Source organism: Halobellus ruber, from assembly GCF_014212355.1.
Classification (GTDB): Archaea; Halobacteriota; Halobacteria; order Halobacteriales; family Haloferacaceae; genus Haloquadratum; species Haloquadratum rubrum.
Genome location: NZ_JACKXD010000005.1, coordinates 81,147 through 96,896, shown reverse-complemented (window position 1 = coordinate 96,896; position 15,750 = coordinate 81,147). Strand labels below are relative to the sequence as shown.

The window sequence follows — 15,750 nt, the reverse complement described above, 5'->3', positions numbered from 1 at the left end:
GGCGACGGGGGCAAAGAGCCACCGGTCCGCCGTCGCCGGCGGCCCGGAGGCTCACGGGATCGAGGCCGGCATCGAGTTGCGCGTCGGAGAAGCCGGGCGGCCCCTCAGAACGGGGCCTGCGGCCCCTCGTCGCTGCCGCCGTCGTCCCCGGTGGTCTCACCCGGGAACGAGGGGGACATTCCGCCCTCGTCGTGGCCGCCGCCACCGTCCATTCCGGTGTCTGCGTGGACTGTCTCGATCTCGGGGATCTCCTTGACCATCCGGCTTTTGATCGCCTGGATCGTCATCGGGGAGATGCCGCACCCCGAACACGCGCCGCCGAGCATGATCGTGACCTCGCCGCTCTCGCGGTCGAGATGCTGGATCGCGGCGGAGCCGCCGTGCATCTGGATCTGCGGGAAGTTCCGGCGCAGGAAGTTCGTGACTCGCTCCTTGAGGTCGTCGTCGCCGCTTGCGGACTCAGTGCTCATACCGAACGGTTCGGCGGCGACGGGCTTAGACCTTTGGTTCCGGGGGGTCGATCCCGCTCACTCGGCGTCGGTCAGCCCGAACACGGTCCGGAGTTGCGCCCGAAGCTCCTCGACGTAGGCGTCGAGCACCGCCGACAGCTTTCCCTCGTCGACGACGGTCGCCGTCACCCGGTCGGCGGGCTCGTCCGGGAGTTCGATCCGGAACGAGCCGTCGTCGTAGAACGGCTCGGACTCGTTGAGGATCTGCTGGTCGATCGCGTGGATTAACTCCGAATCGTACCGCTCGCTCATCGCCTCGAAGGCGTTCTTGTAGGCACGCTGGAGTTCCGGGAAGTAGTGGACGTACTTGTCCTCGAACTTCTCGGGGTCGAAGTCGGTCATAGCCGTACGTCGCAGGCGGCAGTACAAACAGGTTGTGCCCGCCGGAGGCTGTCGCTGCTTATTTGACCCGTCGAACGGTTTCCGCCGATATGATGAACGGCCTCGAAGTCACGCTCCGACTAGTCGCCGGGGTCGCGCTGATCCTGGCGAACGGCTTCTTCGTCGCCATCGAGTTCGCGCTCACCCGGGTCCGGCAGTACCCCGAATCCGAGTTCGACGAGGCGGGGCTCCGCCGCGGATGGGAGATGACCGACGACCTGGAAATCTACCTCACCTCCTGTCAGGTCGGGATCACCGCCTCCAGCATCGCGGTCGGGATCGTGGCCGAACCCGCCCTGGCAGCGCTGTTCGAGCCGTTCTTCGAGGCGACGGTGCTGGCGTCCGTCGGTGCCGGCGGGATCATCGCCTTCCTCATCATCAACCTCCTCCACCTCACCCACGGCGAGCAGACGCCGACGTACCTCGGCGTCGAGCGCTCGAAGTTCGTGGTCAGGTACGGCGCAACGCCGCTGTACTGGTTCGCGAAGGTGATCTCGCCGATCATCGCGGTCGGCGACAGCGTCGCCAAGTGGACCCTCAAGCTGTTCGGCGTCGAGATGACCGGCGCGTGGTTGGACGCCGAGACCGACTCCATCGAGTCCCGCGCGGACCTCAGACACAAGCTGGGATCGGTCCTCGACCGCGGCGACATCCCGGAGGAGCGCCGCGAGGAAGTGATCAACGCCCTCACGGTCGGCGAACGACCCATCAGAGACGAGATGACGCCCGTCGAGGACGTGGTGTTTCTCTCCACCGAGGAGCCGATCGACGAGAACCTCCGCCGGATCGGCACTAACCCCCACACCCGGCTGCCCCTGATCGGGTCGGAGCCGTCGGACTTCCGCGGGATCGTCTACGTCCCCAGCGTGATCGACCGCGTCGACGACCTCCGCGAGGGGACCGCCACCCTGGAGGACGTGGCAGCACCGCCGATGACGCTGTCCCCCGAGACGCCGATCAGCGAGGCGGTCGATGGGTTCCAGGCCGAACGCCAGGAGCTCGCGTTGGTCGTCGACGACGGCGAGGTCGCGGGGCTTCTGACCGCGACCGACGCCTTCGAGGCGGTGATGGGTGATCTCGAGGATCCGCTGGACGTCGAAACGGGAGCCGGGAGCGCAACCGACGCCGCGGTGTGACGCGGCCGGGGAACCGCGTCGGCTGCGATGGGTGGTATGCGGACCCGGAGGACCTTCGACCGCGGGAGCACGGTCGGGAACGGCCCGATGGAGCCCGAAGTCACGTCGCCTCTGACTCTTCCTCGCCGTCGATCCGCTCTTCCACCTCGGCTTCGACTTTCTCCTCGACCTGCTCGTCGACCGTCTCCTCGACGCGCTCTTCGACCGTCTCCTCGACCTGTTCTTCGACCGTCTCCTCGACGGTCTCTTCGACCTGCTCGCCCACTTGCTCCTCGACGGTCTCTTCAACCTGCTCGCCCACTTGCTCCTCGACGCGCTCTTCGACCTGCTCGCCCACTTGCTCCTCGACGGTCTCTTCGACCGTCTCCTCGACCTGTTCGTCCACCTCCTCTTCGACGCGGTCGACCTGCGCTTCGACCTGCTCTTCGACCTGTGTTTCGGCCTCCGCTGAGACCGCCTCCTGGAGGATCCGCTCGTAGATCGACATCTTCTCCCACACCCGAAGGAGGTAGCCGACAACGAGTCCGCCCTCGAAGGCCGCGACGCGGGGATCGACGCGGAACGCGAGGTACGCGAACCCGCCGATGAAGAGCGCGCCGTAGAGAAGTTCGATGTGAAACTGCGTCTCGCGGCCTTGGAACCGACCGGAGAGTACGCTCGACGACATCGGTAGTCGGTTCGACGTGAGTTCTGAAAAGCCTGACTGGGTCCCGAAGGGAGGTCAGGCCAGAAGCTGGAGCCGCTGGGCCGCCTCGAAGGCGCCGAACGCGACCAGCCCCGCGACCGTCGGCGTCGCGATCCACGTGATCACGATCCGCTTCGTGGTACCGGGGTGAAATAGGTCGAGTTGATCGCCCGCCCACGCCGACCGCTCGCGTTCGGTGAGCCCCTCGGGGCGGACGACCGCCGGCAGCGGCACGCGCCGGCTCGCCCGTCCCCACCCGAGCCCGATCACACACGCCGTCAGGACCACCGCGAGGCTGGCCGGAATCCCCGCCCAGCTCAATCCGGTGAGCACCGACGCCGCGATCATCTCGGCGATCAGCGACGCCTCCAAGGAAAGGTCGGTGATGTCCTCGCCGACTGTCTCCATCGTCCGCGGGCCGAGGGCGAACGCGCCGGCACCGATCGCGACGCCGCCGAGCGCAACGCCCGTGAGCATCCCGAACTGCCCGGAGCCGACCAGCGGTGCGACCGCGTTCGCGACGTTCGAGGCCCCGGCGGAGAACGCCATGTAGCAACTAATCGCGATCACGACTAGTTCGGCGAGCTTCGTGTTCCTGGATTCGAGATCGAGCGTCGCCACCACGGCGTCGTAGAGGTACCGGCCCACGAACGCACACACCCAGAAGGCCAGGATCGCCGAGAGGATCCACCACAGCACCACGACGCCCACCGTCCGCCAGTCGAGGACGCCGAGAGCCGCGCCCATTCCGACGACCGCGGCAACGGCGGTCTGGCTGGTGCTTGTGGAAACCTTCACCAGGTTGCCGAACAGGATCCCGAACCCGATGAAGAGTAGCACGCCGATCGACGCCGCGGGGGTAAAGTACTCCGCGGGGACGAAGCCGCTCCCGAGAGTTTCGACGACGTTGGTTCCGATAGTGAACCCGCCGATGAGCACGAACACCGCCATCAACGCCGACGCCGACCGCATCGAGAGGACGCCGCTCCCGGTCGCCGGCCCGAACGCGACGCCGGTCGAGGACCCGCCGATGTTGACGCCGACGAAGATCGCGACAGCCACCCCGCCGATCAGGACCGCAGAGGCTACCATTGGTGTTCGCTACGCGAGCGAGTACAAGGAGTTACCTCACCCGCACCGACGTGGCGTCGGCCCGGGGTACCGATCCGGAACCGCAGCGAGGTCAGGCTGCTCCGAGACTACCCCTCGATCGGAATCGCCGTCCCGTGGGCGGCGGCTTCGGTCTCGACCGGGAGCGTCACTTCGAGGATGCCGTTGGTGTACGACGCGGAGATCTCCGCCTCGTCGACGTCCTTCGGGAACCTGAACCGCCGGTGATAGGTCCGTTTCCGACCACGCTCCTCGTCAGCGTGCTCGGCGGCGATGTTCAGCACACCGTTGTCCCACGCGAGGTCGATCTCCTCGCGGTCGAAGCCGGGAAGCTCCACTGTGAGGACGAACTCGTCGTCCTCCTCGTACAGTTCGTAGTCGGTACCGGCGTCGTCGAAGATTCGGGACGGGAATCCGAGCCCTTGCATCCAGGAACTTGCGGGATCAGTCGGGAGTGCCATTGCTGATCACCTCGGTTCCACCCGTTATTTGGTTGCGGTTCGTAATAAATATTGTTGGGGTTTGATAGTATGTCAAAAATTACCGCAGGGTGGGTCGGATGTTGCAGGTGCGCTTACCCTCCGTCACCAGCGTACACGATGGAGCGAGTTCGTTCCGGCCCTATTCGGTATATCAATATAGGATGTATACCGCTTCGAGGTGGCACTGTGCAAGTGAAAACAGGTTCGCAGTCCACGGCGGTGCCGCCGCCGTGGGCTCGGGGGAGCTCCGCTCTTCTGGTGGCTCGTCGCCTCAGCCCGTCGAACGGCCGCGAAGCGCCCGGGAGCAGGGGCGAACGAGCGGCGAGGACCGTCGTTTGAGGGAGCGAAACTCCCTGACCACGAAAGACGCTCCCCGTCTATCGAGCGACGGCGAGCGTACCGGGTCGAACCGGTGGCGGTTTTCAAACTACCCGATAGGGCCAGCTACGCTCATCGGACACCGCCGGTTGTGAATCGAGGGGGGATCCGTTGATCCCCGAAACCAAACTCGGGAGCGCCACAGAACCGCGAACGGTCGACGGGAAGAGACACAGCGGGCGCGGGACGCACACGGCGTCGATACCGTGGCGGACACGCCGTCATAAATCCTATTTTGGTATATGAAAGTTCGACCGGTGGCGTCACCGGAGCCGGACAGCCGTCCCTTCGGAATGGTTTTGGGTTATCGAATCGGATACTGCTCGCCTCTCGGACTACAGCCTCGGAACAGTAACCCGTCTTCGGCGTAATTCGGGATCCACTCGATCCGTCCGAAGTATCTATTTTGATACTCAAGGGCAAGCTTTTCAACAGCTATCATCCAGGGAACGGTATGTCCCGAGCACGGACGCAGCTCTCGGAGCAGGTAACGTACGAGGAGATCGACGGCATCGGCGTCTGGAGCGTCGAAGATATGCCGGCAGCGTTGGAATCGGGCGAGTTGGAGCCGGGGGAGGAACACTTCAGGGAGACTGCGAGCGACCCGTCGATGACAGCTGTGGTCGTCGAAGTGGGGAACGCCGGGAGCCTCCCCAGAGAGGCGCTCGCACACGTCAACGAGGAGTGGACCGAACTGGCGGAGGAAACCGGGATCGACGCGACAGCGTACGTAGCGGACGGGTTGAGTCGGTTGGCGATCAGCAACAAGAACGAGGCCGAAGGGATGGAAACGAAAGGGTTCGAATCGCGGGATCGCGCGCTTGAGTGGGCGCGGGAGTTCTGAACCGCGTCGACCGTTCGGAAGGCTTAAGTGGCCCCGGGCGGCCGCCCGCCGGGCGGTCAGTCGCCCGACAGTTGCTCGCCGATGATCCGGTCGGCCTCGGCGACGAACTCGGCGCGGGTCCCCGTGGGGATGGTCGCCCCGGCCGCGACGTCGTGGCCGCCGCCGTCGCCGCCGACCGCGCGGGCGGTCTCGCGCATCACCGCCGAGAGGTCAAGCCCGGATCGGACCAGCGCGTGCGTTCCGCGGGCGCTGACCTTCACCTCCTCGTCGGACTTCTCGGCGAACGCCAGGATCGGAACGTCGCCGCGGATATCGGAGGTGCCGACCGCCATCCCCGCCACGATGCCGACAATGGTCTCCCGGATTCGCGTGCCGGCGTCGAACCACTGGACGTTGCTCTCGACGGTCGTCCCCTCGCTCGTGACCCACTCGATGCCCTCAGAGAGGTTCCGTCGGTGGTTCCGGAGGAGCGTTCGCGCACGGTCGAGCGCCTCGTTGCGGTCACCCAGACACACCGCGAGGCCGACGTCCGCGCGTTCGTACCGCGCGGTCGCGTTCAGGAGCGTGGAGAACTCGCTGACGTCTCTGAGTTCCGTGCCCGGCTCCTCGCGGTTCAGGGTGTAGGTAGTGCCGACCAGGTCGTCGATCCGATCCGCCGGGACGCCAGAGGCGATCGCCCGCTTGACGAGCCCGCTCACCACGGCCTGGCGTTCCGCCATCGTGAGGTCCACCCACCGACGCCACTCGCCGTCTTTCTTCAGTTCCAGGTCCAGCTCGGAGAGGAACTCCACGGCGCCGGCTTGATCGTTCGTGATCCCCGGGATCCGAACGTCGTTTGCGTACTCGAGCAGTTTGGGGAGCGGTCGGGTCTGGCGGCCGTAGACGAGCAGGTCCGTCGCCTCCTCGACCACGTCGGCCGCGACGCCCTCCTCGACGATCCCCTGGTTTGCACCCGAGAGCCCGCCGTCGGTGGCCTGCATGTCCCCGGTCGCGCCGACGACCGCCAGCCCCGCGAGGTCGCGGTTGTCGCCGCCGGGGGGTTCCAGGGCACGGGCGAGGACGTAGCTCGCGCCGGCCCCGGAGAGCTCCGACGCGCCGTCGATCCCGAACAAAAGCGGGTTGAGGTGGTGGTCGGGCTCGCGGTGGTCGGGGAGATCAGCGGGCTGGTGATGGTCGACGATCACGGGCGTGAACGCCCCTGCTTCGGCGCGTGGGGCGATCAGGTCGAGTTGGCCGCTCCCGAAGTCGGTGAAAAGCACCGTTTCGTGGTCGGTCGCGGCGATGCGCTCGATCTCCGCGTCGTCCAACTGCTTTGCGAACACGGTCTCGAAGGGGACCTCCGCCCGCCGGAGCGCCGTCGCGGCGACGGCGGCACTCGTCAGCCCGTCGGCGTCGATGTGGGACGCCAACAGGACGGAGTCGGCGTCTCGGAGCCGCGCCGCACAGGCTGCGGCGCGCTCCCCGAGTTCGGGAACCGGCCCGTCGGCCGTCGTCGTGTCCGCGCTCATACCCGGTTGTGGGTCGTTCTCGGATTTAAACCCACGTTCGGGGCGGGCGCTACTCGTGGTACGTCGGCGCCGCTTTCTCCACGACCGCGGTCGCCAGCGCCTCGAACGTTGCGTTCTCGGGGACGACGTCGACCCGGATCCCGAACTCCGCCGCGGTCTGCCGCGTCGGCTCGCCGATGGCGCCGACGACCGCGCGGTTCAGCCCCGCGATGGCTTCCCCGCGGACCCCACGCTCCGCAGCCGCTTCGAGGAAGTTCTCGACGGTGAGCGAGGAGGTAAAGCAGGCGGCGTCGAGTTCGCTGCCGGCCGCCATCACCGTCGACTGCCCCGCCCCCTCGGGGCTGCGGAGGCGGTAGAGGACGGTTTCGCGAACGTCCGCGCCGGCGTCGCGGAGGCCTTCAATCAGGACCTGGCTGCCGTGATCGCTCCGGGCGACGGCGACGCGTTTCCCGTCGACGTCGCCGTCGAGCGCCGCGACCAGTCCGGACGAGGAGTACTCCTCGGGAACCAGATCCACCGTCCACCCCGCGTCGCGGGCCGCGGCCGCGGTCTTGGGGCCGATGCACGCTAAGGTCGCCTCGCCCGGCGACCACCCCGCCTCCGCCAGGAGTTCGACGCCGGTCTTGCTCGTGAGGACGGCGACGTCGGGACGGACGTCGTCACCGGGGACCGCACCCGTCGGCTCGACGGCCAACATCGGGTCGGGGACCGGCGTCGCGCCCAGCGAGTCCAGCAGTTCAACGGCGTTGGCCAGCCGCTCGTCGTCGGGGCGGAAGACCGCGACGCGGACCTCGCGGCTCACGCGTCGGTCACCCCCATTTCGTCGTCGGGTCGGTTCCGGAGGAACTCTAGTACCCGCTCGCGGGTCGCCGCCACCGCGCCGATCACGGTGACCGCGGGCGGTTCGATGTCCTCGGCGTCGCGAACCGCGACGATGTCGTCGAGCGTTCCGGTCGCGACCTGCATTCCGGGCCACGTCGCGCGCTCGACCAGCGCCACCGGGGTCGAGGGATCCAGCCCGGCTTTCAGGAGCGCGTCGGTGTACTCGGGGAGGTTGCCGACGCCCATCAGGACCACGATGGTGCCGCCGGTCGCCGCCAACGCCTCCCAGTCGACCGCCGATTCGTCCTTCGCAGGGTCCTCGTGGCCCGTGACAAACGAGACCGACGAGGCGTGATCGCGATGGGTGACCGGGATCCCCCCGACCCCGGGGCCACCGATTGCGGAAGTGATCCCGGGGACGACCTCGAAGGGGATGCCCTCGCTTGCGAGGTGTTCCATCTCCTCGCCGCCGCGGCCGAACACGAACGGGTCGCCGCCCTTCAGCCGGACGACGTGCTTGCCCTCGCGGGCGAGTTCGACCAGCCGGCGGTTGGTGTACTCCTGGGGCGTCCACTCGCCGCCGGCCCGCTTGCCGACGTCCTCGCGTCTGTCCTCGGGGATCGTTCCGAGGATCTCCGGCCCCGGGAGTTTGTCGTGGAGCACCACGTCGGCGGTATCCAGCAGCCGCCGGGCCTTCACCGTCAGGAGTTCGGGGTCGCCAGGGCCGCTGCCGACGAGCGAGACCAGCCCGACCGCCGCGTCGTCGGGTGAGGAGTCCTCGCTCATCGTCACTCCTCCGCGGCCCCGCGGGCCTCGTCGATCAGCTCGGCGGCGCCGCGGTCCGAAAGCGACGCCGCGAACGCCGCGGCTTCGGTGACGTGCTCCTCGACCGGGATATCCCGCTTGTCGGCGACCTCCCGTTCGCCGTCGCCGGAGAGCACCCGGGCGGTCACGTGGACGTACGGCCCCTGGAGCGTGGCGTAGACGCCGATCGGGGCGATACAGCCGCCGCCGAGCTCCGAGAGCACCGTCCGCTCGACGGTGGTCTCGACCCGCGTTCGGGGGTGATCGACCGCCTCCCGGACCCGGTCGACGGCGTCGCCGTCGTCGCGGGTCGTGACCGCGATGGCCCCCTGTCCCGGCGACGGCACGAACTGCGTGGGATCCAACCGGTCGTACTCGATCCGGTGGAGCAGCCCCGACCGCCGGAGGCCCGCCTCCGCGAGGACGATCGCGTCGTACTCGACGTCGACGTCGCGTTCGAGTGCGCGGCGCTCGATCTCCGCGAGACCGTCGAACCACGCCTCGACGGACTGGTCGAATACGGGGGCGTCGTCCTCGGCGTCGTCGCTTTCGGCGGCACCCTCCTCGGCGTCGAGTCGGCGTTCGTGTTCGGCCTGTAGCCCGGTCGCGAGTAGCTTCTCGACCCGCGTGTCGACGTTGCCGCGGAGGGATTCGACGGTCAGATCCGGCCGCTCGGCCAGCAGTTGGGCCTTCCGGCGGAGCGACGAGGTGCCGACGACCGCGCCGCTCGGCAGCTCCGACAGGTCGGCGCCGTCGGGGGTCACGAGCAGGTCCGCCGCCGACGCCCGTTGGGGGACGCCCGCGACGACGAGGTCCGGCGGGAACTCCGTCGGCATATCCTTCATCGAGTGGACCGCGGCGTCGGCCTCGCCCGCGAGGACGTCCTCGTCGAGCGCGCGGACGAACGCGCCGGTCTTCCCCAGCCGATGGATCAGGTCGTCGGTGAGCCGGTCGCCGCGCGTCTCAACCTCGCGGAGTTCGACCTCGTAGCGACGGTCCTCGAGCGTCTCCCGGACGCTTGCGGCCTGCCGGAGCGCCAGATCCGAACCCCGCGTCGCCAGTCGGAGCTGCCCGCGAGTGGTCATTACCCGACTCTGGGCGGCGACGGGTGAAAAGGCCACTTCTTCGAGTTCGGGGCGGCAGCGCTCCCTCACGGCGTCCTGACCGCGACGTGCCGCTTGTAGAGGTAGTACACCGCGAGCACGAAGCTCAGCGTGAACGCGCTCAACACCACCGTCGCCAGCGCCGCAAGCCCCCACACCAGGGGGTCGGGCGTCCACGGCGCCTCGGAGGCGGCGATCGCCCGGGCGTCGACGTAGGTTGCGATCGGAAAGAGGACCGTGAGCACCAGCCCGGCGAGGCCGAGCACGACGACGAGGACGAAGAACAGCCCGAACCCGACGAGGCCGCCCTCGACCCCGAACCCGAGGCCGAGCAGCGCGATCCCGACGAACAGCACCCCGAAGACGGCGCCGAAGAGCACGTACAGCGGGATCGCGGCGATCCAGTACCACCACCTGGAGTCGACCGGGGCGCGGGGGAGGAGGTCGCCGAGCGGGTCGTCGAACTCCGAGCGGCCGGCATCGGGGGCGTCCGAACCGCCGTGGTCGCCGACCGCCCCGTCCCCGGACGATCCGCCCGCACGGTCGGCTGCGGCGTCGCTTCGGCCACCTCGGTGCCGGGTGTCGCGGCCGGCGTCGGGCGGGGACGCGGCGTCGCGGCCGCCGTCGTCCGTCGGGGGCGTCGAGTCGTCGGGTGGAGGGCCGTTCATACCCCGGTGTTCGCCGGTATCGTACAAAAACTCGGGGGACCGGAAGCCCGACGACGCCGCTACAGCACGTCCTTGTACGCTTCCAGCGTCTCCTCGACGTCCTCGTCGGTGTGGGCGTAGGAGACGAACTGCGACTCGAACTGGTTGGCGGTGAGGAAGATGCCCCGCTGTTTCATCTCCTGCCAGAAGATCCGCTCCCACCGCTCGACCTCGGCGTCGCCGACGTCCGCGCCCGTCTTGGGGCAGTGATCGTACTTCGCACACGACTCGCGCTGGCGACACCCTGCCTCGCAGACGGCGCTCTCGCTGTCGAGGGCCTCGCCGTCGACGGGGGCGCCCCGGCGCGTGAACACGGTCTTGAACATCGAGTCGGTGCCGACCACCGTGTACGACGGCGCGCGGTCGGCCAGAATGTCCGTGATGCCGCGGCGGAGCCGCTCGGCCAGCCGGTTCACGTGGTCGTAGACGTCGTTCTCGGCGGCGTAGTTCAGGTACTCGTAGCCCGCCGCCATCGTCACCGGGTGCCCGGAGAAGGTGCCCGACTGGAACACCTCGCCCGAGGGCGTGAACTCCTCGATGATCTCCGCACGCCCGCCGATCGCGCCCACCGGGAACCCGCCGCCGACGATCTTGCCGAACGTCGTCACGTCGGGGGTGACCCCGAACTTCCCCTGTGCACACTGGAGGCCGCCGACACGGAAGCCGGTGATGACCTCGTCGAAGATGAGGAGTGCGCCGTGGGCCTCGGTCAACTCCCGGAGGCGTTCGTGGTAGCCGTCCACCGGGTGGACGATGCCGGTGTTCCCCAGGATCGGCTCCGTGAGAACGGCGGCGATCTCGTCGCCGTGGGCCTCGAACACGTCCTCGATCGCCGCGACATCGTTGAACGGGACCGGGATGGTGTGCTCCGCGAACGACGGCGGGATGCCCGGGGAACTGGGCATCGTCCCGTCGGGGCCGCCCTCGACCAGCGTCGATTCCTGGGCGCCGTGGTAGCCGCCCTGCATCACCACGATCTTGTCGCGACCGGTGTGGCCGCGGGCGAGCCGCACCGCCGACACCGTGGCCTCGGTGCCGGAGTTGACGAACCGGGTCATCTCCACCGACGGAACGTGGCGGGCGACGAACTCCGCGAGTTCGACCTCGATCTCGGTCGGGGCACCGTACATCGGCCCCTCGGAGGCGTACGACTGGATCGCCGCCCGGACCGGCTCCGGCGGGTCGTGGCCGTAGAGCAGCGGCCCGTATCCCATCACGTAATCGAGGTACCGGTTTCCGTCGGCGTCGACGACGTGGGCGCCGTCGCCGCGCTCGACGAAGAACGGGTACGGACGGGTCGCCCGCACCGAGGAGTTGACGCCGCCGGGGATGACCGACAGCGCCCGGTCGTACAGCGCCCGCGACTCGTCGTGGTTCATACTGCGTGGTTCGGTCGGGACCTCAAAAGGGCTTGTTGCTTCGGCCGGTCGGGTTGCGACCGGCGGGGAGAGGCCCGGTCACTCCCTGCCGAGCCACCGGACCGCCACCGGGGCGCCGTCGTCGGCGTCGGAGCCGTCGCCGCCGCCCGTCCGCGCCGCGAACCGCTCGGCGAGCAAAAGCACCGCGGCGTCGTGGAGCGCGTGGATCGCGACCAGCACGGGCAGGGAGCGGAACTGGAGGTACAGCAGGGTCGTCACCAGCGCGGGCTGGGCGATCCGTGCGACCGCGTGCCGGTCCCAGGTGTCGCCGAGGTGCCCGACCGCGAACGCCGCGAAGCCGACGCCGCCGGCCAGCGGGAGGCTCCCGGTGAGCGCGAGCAGCCGCTCGATCGCGTAGCCGTGGAACGCGGTCTCCTCGGTCGCGCCGGCGGTGATCGCGACGAACAGGCGTTCGGGGACCGAGAGCGTCGCGAACGCGCCCACCCCGGCCGCGAGGCTTTCGCCGCGGTCGCCGACGCGGGCCCACAGCGGCGCTGTCAAGATATTGACCCCGAACAGCGCGACGAGTCCGAGACAGACCTGCCGGAGCGCGACCGGCGGCGACGCAACCTGCCAGCCGACGGACGCGAGCGATCGCCCCTCGGCGGCGACGAGGAGGAGCAGACACGCCGGAACCGCCCACTTCCAGGCGTGTTCCCGGAGATCGGTCGCGGCGGGGCCGCGTGCCGCGGGCCGCGGCGACTCGGCGCGCCACGAGCGCACTGCCCGTCGCGCCCGGTCGAGCAGCCGGAACCCGACGAGCGCGACCGCGAGGCCGACGGCGGTGAGCGGCGTGAGATCCACACCGTGGGTGGCGGCGCCGCGGGGCTTGATTCTGTTCCTCCGCGGGGCCGCTCACGCCAGCCGCCGGGCCCACTCGCCGACCACCGGCACCGCGTACTCGGTCCCCCGGACCGCCAGGTACATAAGCGCGATCCAGAGCACGAGCCCGACGGCGCCGGTCAGCGCCGCGGCGGCGCCGACGATTCGGGCGAGCACTCCACCGACGCCCGGCACGAACGCGACGAGCCCCACGAGGGCAGAGAGCACGACGTTGAGCGCGACGAGGAGCCCGAAAACGAGGGTGCTCTGTGCGGCGTGGAACCTGACGAAGCGGTCGTCGGCGAACAGGTAGAAGACGATGCCGGTCACGAACGTCAGCGAGTACGAGAGCGCGCCGGCGACCGGCGGGGTGAGCCCGAGCGTCCGCGACTGGCCGTCCCCGCCGCTCGATCGGCGCGGTCGGTCGTCACGGCGGCTCGGACCGTCGGTGGGTCGTGTCATCGGGGGATCTGGGTGCTCGATCGGCGATAAACCCTCGTAGGAGTCACGGGGGTCGCCGCGCCGAGCGCCCGGTCGTTGCTCCGTGACCATCGACCGAGACGAAGTCTCAGTCCGCACGGACGAACGTGACCGGGCAGGGCGCGCTCAACATCACCTCCTGGGCGGTGGAGCCGAAGACCGCCTTGCCAGTGGGCGAGCGGCGGCGACCGCCCACGACCAGCAGGTCGGCGCCGAGCTCTTCGGCAGCTTCAACGATCGCGTCGCCCTGCTCGCCCTCGTCGCTGAGCCGGCCGTGCCAGGAGTACTCAAGTCCCGCGGCGCCCATCGCCTCGCCCACCTTCCGGATGGTTACGTGGCGTCGTGCCACCTCGTCGGGGGTGACCTCGTCGTCGACAGCGACGTCGAGCTGGTCGCGGATCCGATCGTACTCGTCGCGCTCGAAGACGTGGACCAGCCTGACTGCCGCGCCCGCCGGCCCCGCGAGGTCCGTCGCCGTCTCAACGATCTCCTCGATTCGGTCCTCGTCGCTGTGACCGACCGCGACGACTACGGTTTGGATTCCCATACCCGCAATCTCTTCCGGTACAACATAAAATCGGGCGGTGAGTCACGCTGCGGGCGTAGCGACCCGGTTACACCGCGTCGGGACCGGTCTTGCCGGTCCGGATCTGGCGTGCGGATTCGACCGGCAGCACGAACACCTTTCCGTCGCCCTTCTCGCCGGTGTTCGCCCCCTCGGCGATGGCGTCGACGACGTCCTCGGCGGGGATGTCGGCGACGACGCACTCGATTTTGACCTTCTCGTGGAGGTCGACGGTGTACTCCTCGCCGCGCCACTGTCCCTTCTTCGCGGGCTGGGAGCCGCGACCGGAGACGTTCGTCACCGTCAGCGACGGCGCGCCCGCCTCCGCCAGCGCCTGCTTGACGTCCCCGAGTTTGTCCGGGCGGATGAATCCCATCACGAGCTTGATGCCGCTACCGTCGTTCTCACTCATCGCCGGTCACCTCCGCATCCTCGGCAGGTTCCCCGCCGTCGGTCCGGACGTCGCCGCCGTCGGTGGCAACGGTGCCCTCACCGCGGCTCTGGTTGGGGACGAACTCGGGGTAGACCGAGACGCCGTGTTCGCTCTGATCGAGGCCTTCCTCCTCCTCGGACTCGGAGACGCGGAGCCCGAAGAGGACGTCCGCGATCTTGAACGCCACGATCGTCGCCAGTACCGTCCAGGTGCCGACGACCGCGACGCCGACGACCTGCATCACCAGCTGGTCGACGCCGAGGAACGTGTAGCCGCCGGAGGCGGTCACGCCGAAGAACGGGATGAGGATGGTCCCGATCGCGCCCGCGGACCCGTGGACCGCGAAGACGCCACACACGTCGTCGATCTTCAGCGAGTCGACCACCCACCGGTAGGTCGGCAGGACCAGGGCGCCCGCGATGCCGCCGAGGATGACGCCGCCCCACCACGTGACGTGCGGGACCGCGCCCGTGACCGCAACGAGGCCGGCGAGCAGGCCGTTTGCGGCCCACAGCGGGTCGGGTTTGCCCTGCCAGGACGCGGAGACGATCATCGCCGCGACGCCGCCGGCGCCCATCCCGAGCGTGGTGTTCAGGACGACCTGTCCTAAGGCGCCGCCGTTGAACGCGACCGCGCCGTCGCTGACCGCGAGCACGGTCGCCTGGGTGCCGACGTTGAAGCCGTACCACCCGAACGCGAGGAACAGCGTCCCGAGCACCGCCAGCAGCATCGAGTGGCCCGGAATCGCCTGGGAGTTCCCGTTGGAGTCGAAGCGGCCCTTCCGCGGACCGACCATCTTCGCGCCAACGAGACCGGCCAGCCCGCCGCACATGTGGACGATCGTCGCGCCGGCGAAGTCGAGGTAGCCGACCCCGATGAGCTGGCCGAGGTAGCCGGCGCCCGAAACGAGGCCGCTACCGCCCCACGCGATCCCCGGCATCGCCGGGTAGATGACCGCGGTCATCGCCGCCGCGACGAACACGTACGCCTTGTAACTCATCCGGCCGGCGACCGCCCCGGAGACGATCGTTGCCGCGGTCATCGCGAACACCGCGCCGAAGAACCACCCGATGTAGGCGGTCGGATCGTTGATGTACGAGAACGCGCCGCCGACGCTGAGCGGGACGCCGGGCGTGGTCACCATCCCGACGATCGAACTGAACGCCGCGCCGACGATGAAGAACACCAGGACGCCGAGCGTCCAGTCGGTCATGTTCTTCATCAGAACGTTGCCCACGTTCTTCGCCCGTACCTGCCCGCTCTCCAGGAGCGCGAACCCGGGCTGCATGAAGAAGATCAGGAAACAGACGACCAGAATCCAGACGTTGTTGACCCCGTTGGCGATCGCGGTCGGGTCGAGCTGTAACGGCGTTACCATACGACCACCTCCATCCCTGAACGTTTGTCCGACGGTGCTCCGATTTCGCAGTGGTTCGTGGTTCGAATCACGAGAAAGCCTCAAGGAAGGATAGTATATAAATTTTGGAGTTGAAAACGTCCAAAATGAAGATGAGTATCCAGACGTTCGTATGATTTGGTGAACAATATTAGGTGTATAAGGCT

At 68.6% G+C, this 15,750-nt stretch carries 18 protein-coding genes; 2 read left to right on the top strand and 16 right to left on the bottom strand.

The genetic code is table 11. From position 1 onward, the window contains the following. Nucleotides 1–104: 104 nt before the first annotated feature. A complete protein-coding gene (locus H5V44_RS13670; protein ID WP_185193693.1) occupies nt 105–470 on the bottom strand; it encodes a NifU family protein in 366 nt (121 codons plus the stop codon). Between the two features lie 57 nt (nt 471–527). Then, entirely contained in the window at nt 528–851 is a 324-nt protein-coding gene (locus H5V44_RS13665) for a DUF5783 family protein (protein ID WP_185193692.1), read from the bottom strand. Between the two features lie 92 nt (nt 852–943). Here H5V44_RS13665 and H5V44_RS13660 point away from each other — a divergent pair, with 92 nt between their 5' ends. Beyond that, on the top strand, nt 944–2,026 hold the full coding sequence (locus H5V44_RS13660; RefSeq protein ID WP_185193870.1) for a CNNM domain-containing protein: 1,083 nt from the start codon (nt 944–946) through the stop codon (nt 2,024–2,026). Nucleotides 2,027–2,126: 100 nt separating this feature from the next. On the opposite strand, the gene H5V44_RS13655 is transcribed toward H5V44_RS13660, so the two are convergent. The 3 genes from H5V44_RS13655 to H5V44_RS13645 all read right to left on the bottom strand — a co-directional run bounded on the left by H5V44_RS13655 (nt 2,127) and on the right by H5V44_RS13645 (nt 4,282). Further along, nucleotides 2,127–2,693 carry a hypothetical protein gene (locus H5V44_RS13655; RefSeq protein WP_185193878.1) on the bottom strand — a complete coding sequence of 189 codons (567 nt, stop codon included), beginning with the start codon at nt 2,691–2,693 and terminating at the stop codon, nt 2,127–2,129. A 54-nt stretch (nt 2,694–2,747) separates the two neighbouring features. After that, nucleotides 2,748–3,803, bottom strand: coding sequence for an inorganic phosphate transporter (locus H5V44_RS13650; RefSeq protein WP_185193691.1), 1,056 nt, complete (start codon nt 3,801–3,803; stop codon nt 2,748–2,750). Between the two features lie 107 nt (nt 3,804–3,910). Next, on the bottom strand, nt 3,911–4,282 hold the full coding sequence (locus tag H5V44_RS13645) for an Hsp20/alpha crystallin family protein (RefSeq protein WP_185193690.1): 372 nt from the start codon (nt 4,280–4,282) through the stop codon (nt 3,911–3,913). Nucleotides 4,283–5,135: 853 nt separating this feature from the next. Here H5V44_RS13645 and H5V44_RS13640 point away from each other — a divergent pair. After that, a complete protein-coding gene (locus tag H5V44_RS13640; RefSeq protein WP_185193689.1) occupies nt 5,136–5,525 on the top strand; it encodes a hypothetical protein in 390 nt (129 codons plus the stop codon). A 56-nt stretch (nt 5,526–5,581) separates the two neighbouring features. On the opposite strand, the gene H5V44_RS13635 is transcribed toward H5V44_RS13640, so the two are convergent. From H5V44_RS13635 to H5V44_RS13585, 11 genes are all read right to left on the bottom strand, one after another. Then, the gene (locus H5V44_RS13635; RefSeq protein WP_185193688.1) at nt 5,582–7,033 is read right to left on the bottom strand and encodes a single-stranded-DNA-specific exonuclease RecJ; all 1,452 of its coding nucleotides are present in this window, start codon (nt 7,031–7,033) and stop codon (nt 5,582–5,584) included. Nucleotides 7,034–7,082: 49 nt separating this feature from the next. Beyond that, nucleotides 7,083–7,835 carry a uroporphyrinogen-III synthase gene (locus H5V44_RS13630; protein WP_185193687.1) on the bottom strand — a complete coding sequence of 251 codons (753 nt, stop codon included), beginning with the start codon at nt 7,833–7,835 and terminating at the stop codon, nt 7,083–7,085. After that, on the bottom strand, nt 7,832–8,641 hold the full coding sequence (cobA, locus tag H5V44_RS13625; protein ID WP_185193686.1) for a uroporphyrinogen-III C-methyltransferase: 810 nt from the start codon (nt 8,639–8,641) through the stop codon (nt 7,832–7,834). The genes H5V44_RS13630 and cobA overlap by 4 nt, the downstream gene beginning before the upstream one ends. 2 nt (nt 8,642–8,643) lie before the next feature. After that, nucleotides 8,644–9,744 carry a hydroxymethylbilane synthase gene (gene hemC, locus H5V44_RS13620; protein WP_185193685.1) on the bottom strand — a complete coding sequence of 367 codons (1,101 nt, stop codon included), beginning with the start codon at nt 9,742–9,744 and terminating at the stop codon, nt 8,644–8,646. A gap of 65 nt (nt 9,745–9,809) precedes the next feature. Beyond that, on the bottom strand, nt 9,810–10,430 hold the full coding sequence (locus tag H5V44_RS13615; protein WP_185193684.1) for a hypothetical protein: 621 nt from the start codon (nt 10,428–10,430) through the stop codon (nt 9,810–9,812). Nucleotides 10,431–10,489: 59 nt separating this feature from the next. Then, the gene (gene hemL / locus H5V44_RS13610; RefSeq protein ID WP_185193683.1) at nt 10,490–11,848 is read right to left on the bottom strand and encodes a glutamate-1-semialdehyde 2,1-aminomutase; all 1,359 of its coding nucleotides are present in this window, start codon (nt 11,846–11,848) and stop codon (nt 10,490–10,492) included. Between the two features lie 78 nt (nt 11,849–11,926). Continuing rightward, nucleotides 11,927–12,691 carry a CPBP family glutamic-type intramembrane protease gene (locus tag H5V44_RS13605; RefSeq protein ID WP_185193682.1) on the bottom strand — a complete coding sequence of 255 codons (765 nt, stop codon included), beginning with the start codon at nt 12,689–12,691 and terminating at the stop codon, nt 11,927–11,929. 51 nt (nt 12,692–12,742) lie between these two features. Next, entirely contained in the window at nt 12,743–13,171 is a 429-nt protein-coding gene (locus H5V44_RS13600) for a DUF4870 domain-containing protein (protein ID WP_185193681.1), read from the bottom strand. Between the two features lie 106 nt (nt 13,172–13,277). After that, a complete protein-coding gene (locus tag H5V44_RS13595) occupies nt 13,278–13,736 on the bottom strand; it encodes a universal stress protein (RefSeq protein ID WP_185193680.1) in 459 nt (152 codons plus the stop codon). A 67-nt stretch (nt 13,737–13,803) separates the two neighbouring features. Beyond that, entirely contained in the window at nt 13,804–14,166 is a 363-nt protein-coding gene (locus H5V44_RS13590) for a P-II family nitrogen regulator (RefSeq protein WP_185193679.1), read from the bottom strand. Then, nucleotides 14,159–15,565 (bottom strand): ammonium transporter, encoded by a 1,407-nt coding sequence (locus H5V44_RS13585; RefSeq protein ID WP_185193678.1) that lies wholly within the window; start codon nt 15,563–15,565, stop codon nt 14,159–14,161. The genes H5V44_RS13590 and H5V44_RS13585 overlap by 8 nt, the downstream gene beginning before the upstream one ends. Nucleotides 15,566–15,750 lie beyond the last annotated feature (185 nt).

Excerpts from the sequence above, each read along its gene's own strand:
- H5V44_RS13670 (WP_185193693.1), bottom strand. The coding sequence starts at position 470 with ATGAGCACTGAGTCCGCAAGCGGCGACGACGACCTCAAGGAGCGAGTC.
- H5V44_RS13665 (WP_185193692.1), bottom strand. The coding sequence starts at position 851 with ATGACCGACTTCGACCCCGAGAAGTTCGAGGACAAGTACGTCCACTAC.
- H5V44_RS13660 (WP_185193870.1), top strand. The coding sequence starts at position 944 with ATGAACGGCCTCGAAGTCACGCTCCGACTAGTCGCCGGGGTCGCGCTG.
- H5V44_RS13655 (WP_185193878.1), bottom strand. The coding sequence starts at position 2,693 with ATGTCGTCGAGCGTACTCTCCGGTCGGTTCCAAGGCCGCGAGACGCAG.
- H5V44_RS13650 (WP_185193691.1), bottom strand. The coding sequence starts at position 3,803 with ATGGTAGCCTCTGCGGTCCTGATCGGCGGGGTGGCTGTCGCGATCTTC.
- H5V44_RS13645 (WP_185193690.1), bottom strand. The coding sequence starts at position 4,282 with ATGGCACTCCCGACTGATCCCGCAAGTTCCTGGATGCAAGGGCTCGGA.
- H5V44_RS13640 (WP_185193689.1), top strand. The coding sequence starts at position 5,136 with ATGTCCCGAGCACGGACGCAGCTCTCGGAGCAGGTAACGTACGAGGAG.
- H5V44_RS13635 (WP_185193688.1), bottom strand. The coding sequence starts at position 7,033 with ATGAGCGCGGACACGACGACGGCCGACGGGCCGGTTCCCGAACTCGGG.
- cobA (WP_185193686.1), bottom strand. The coding sequence starts at position 8,641 with ATGAGCGAGGACTCCTCACCCGACGACGCGGCGGTCGGGCTGGTCTCG.
- hemC (WP_185193685.1), bottom strand. The coding sequence starts at position 9,744 with ATGACCACTCGCGGGCAGCTCCGACTGGCGACGCGGGGTTCGGATCTG.
- H5V44_RS13615 (WP_185193684.1), bottom strand. The coding sequence starts at position 10,430 with ATGAACGGCCCTCCACCCGACGACTCGACGCCCCCGACGGACGACGGC.
- hemL (WP_185193683.1), bottom strand. The coding sequence starts at position 11,848 with ATGAACCACGACGAGTCGCGGGCGCTGTACGACCGGGCGCTGTCGGTC.
- H5V44_RS13600 (WP_185193681.1), bottom strand. The coding sequence starts at position 13,171 with ATGACACGACCCACCGACGGTCCGAGCCGCCGTGACGACCGACCGCGC.
- H5V44_RS13595 (WP_185193680.1), bottom strand. The coding sequence starts at position 13,736 with ATGGGAATCCAAACCGTAGTCGTCGCGGTCGGTCACAGCGACGAGGAC.
- H5V44_RS13590 (WP_185193679.1), bottom strand. The coding sequence starts at position 14,166 with ATGAGTGAGAACGACGGTAGCGGCATCAAGCTCGTGATGGGATTCATC.
- H5V44_RS13585 (WP_185193678.1), bottom strand. The coding sequence starts at position 15,565 with ATGGTAACGCCGTTACAGCTCGACCCGACCGCGATCGCCAACGGGGTC.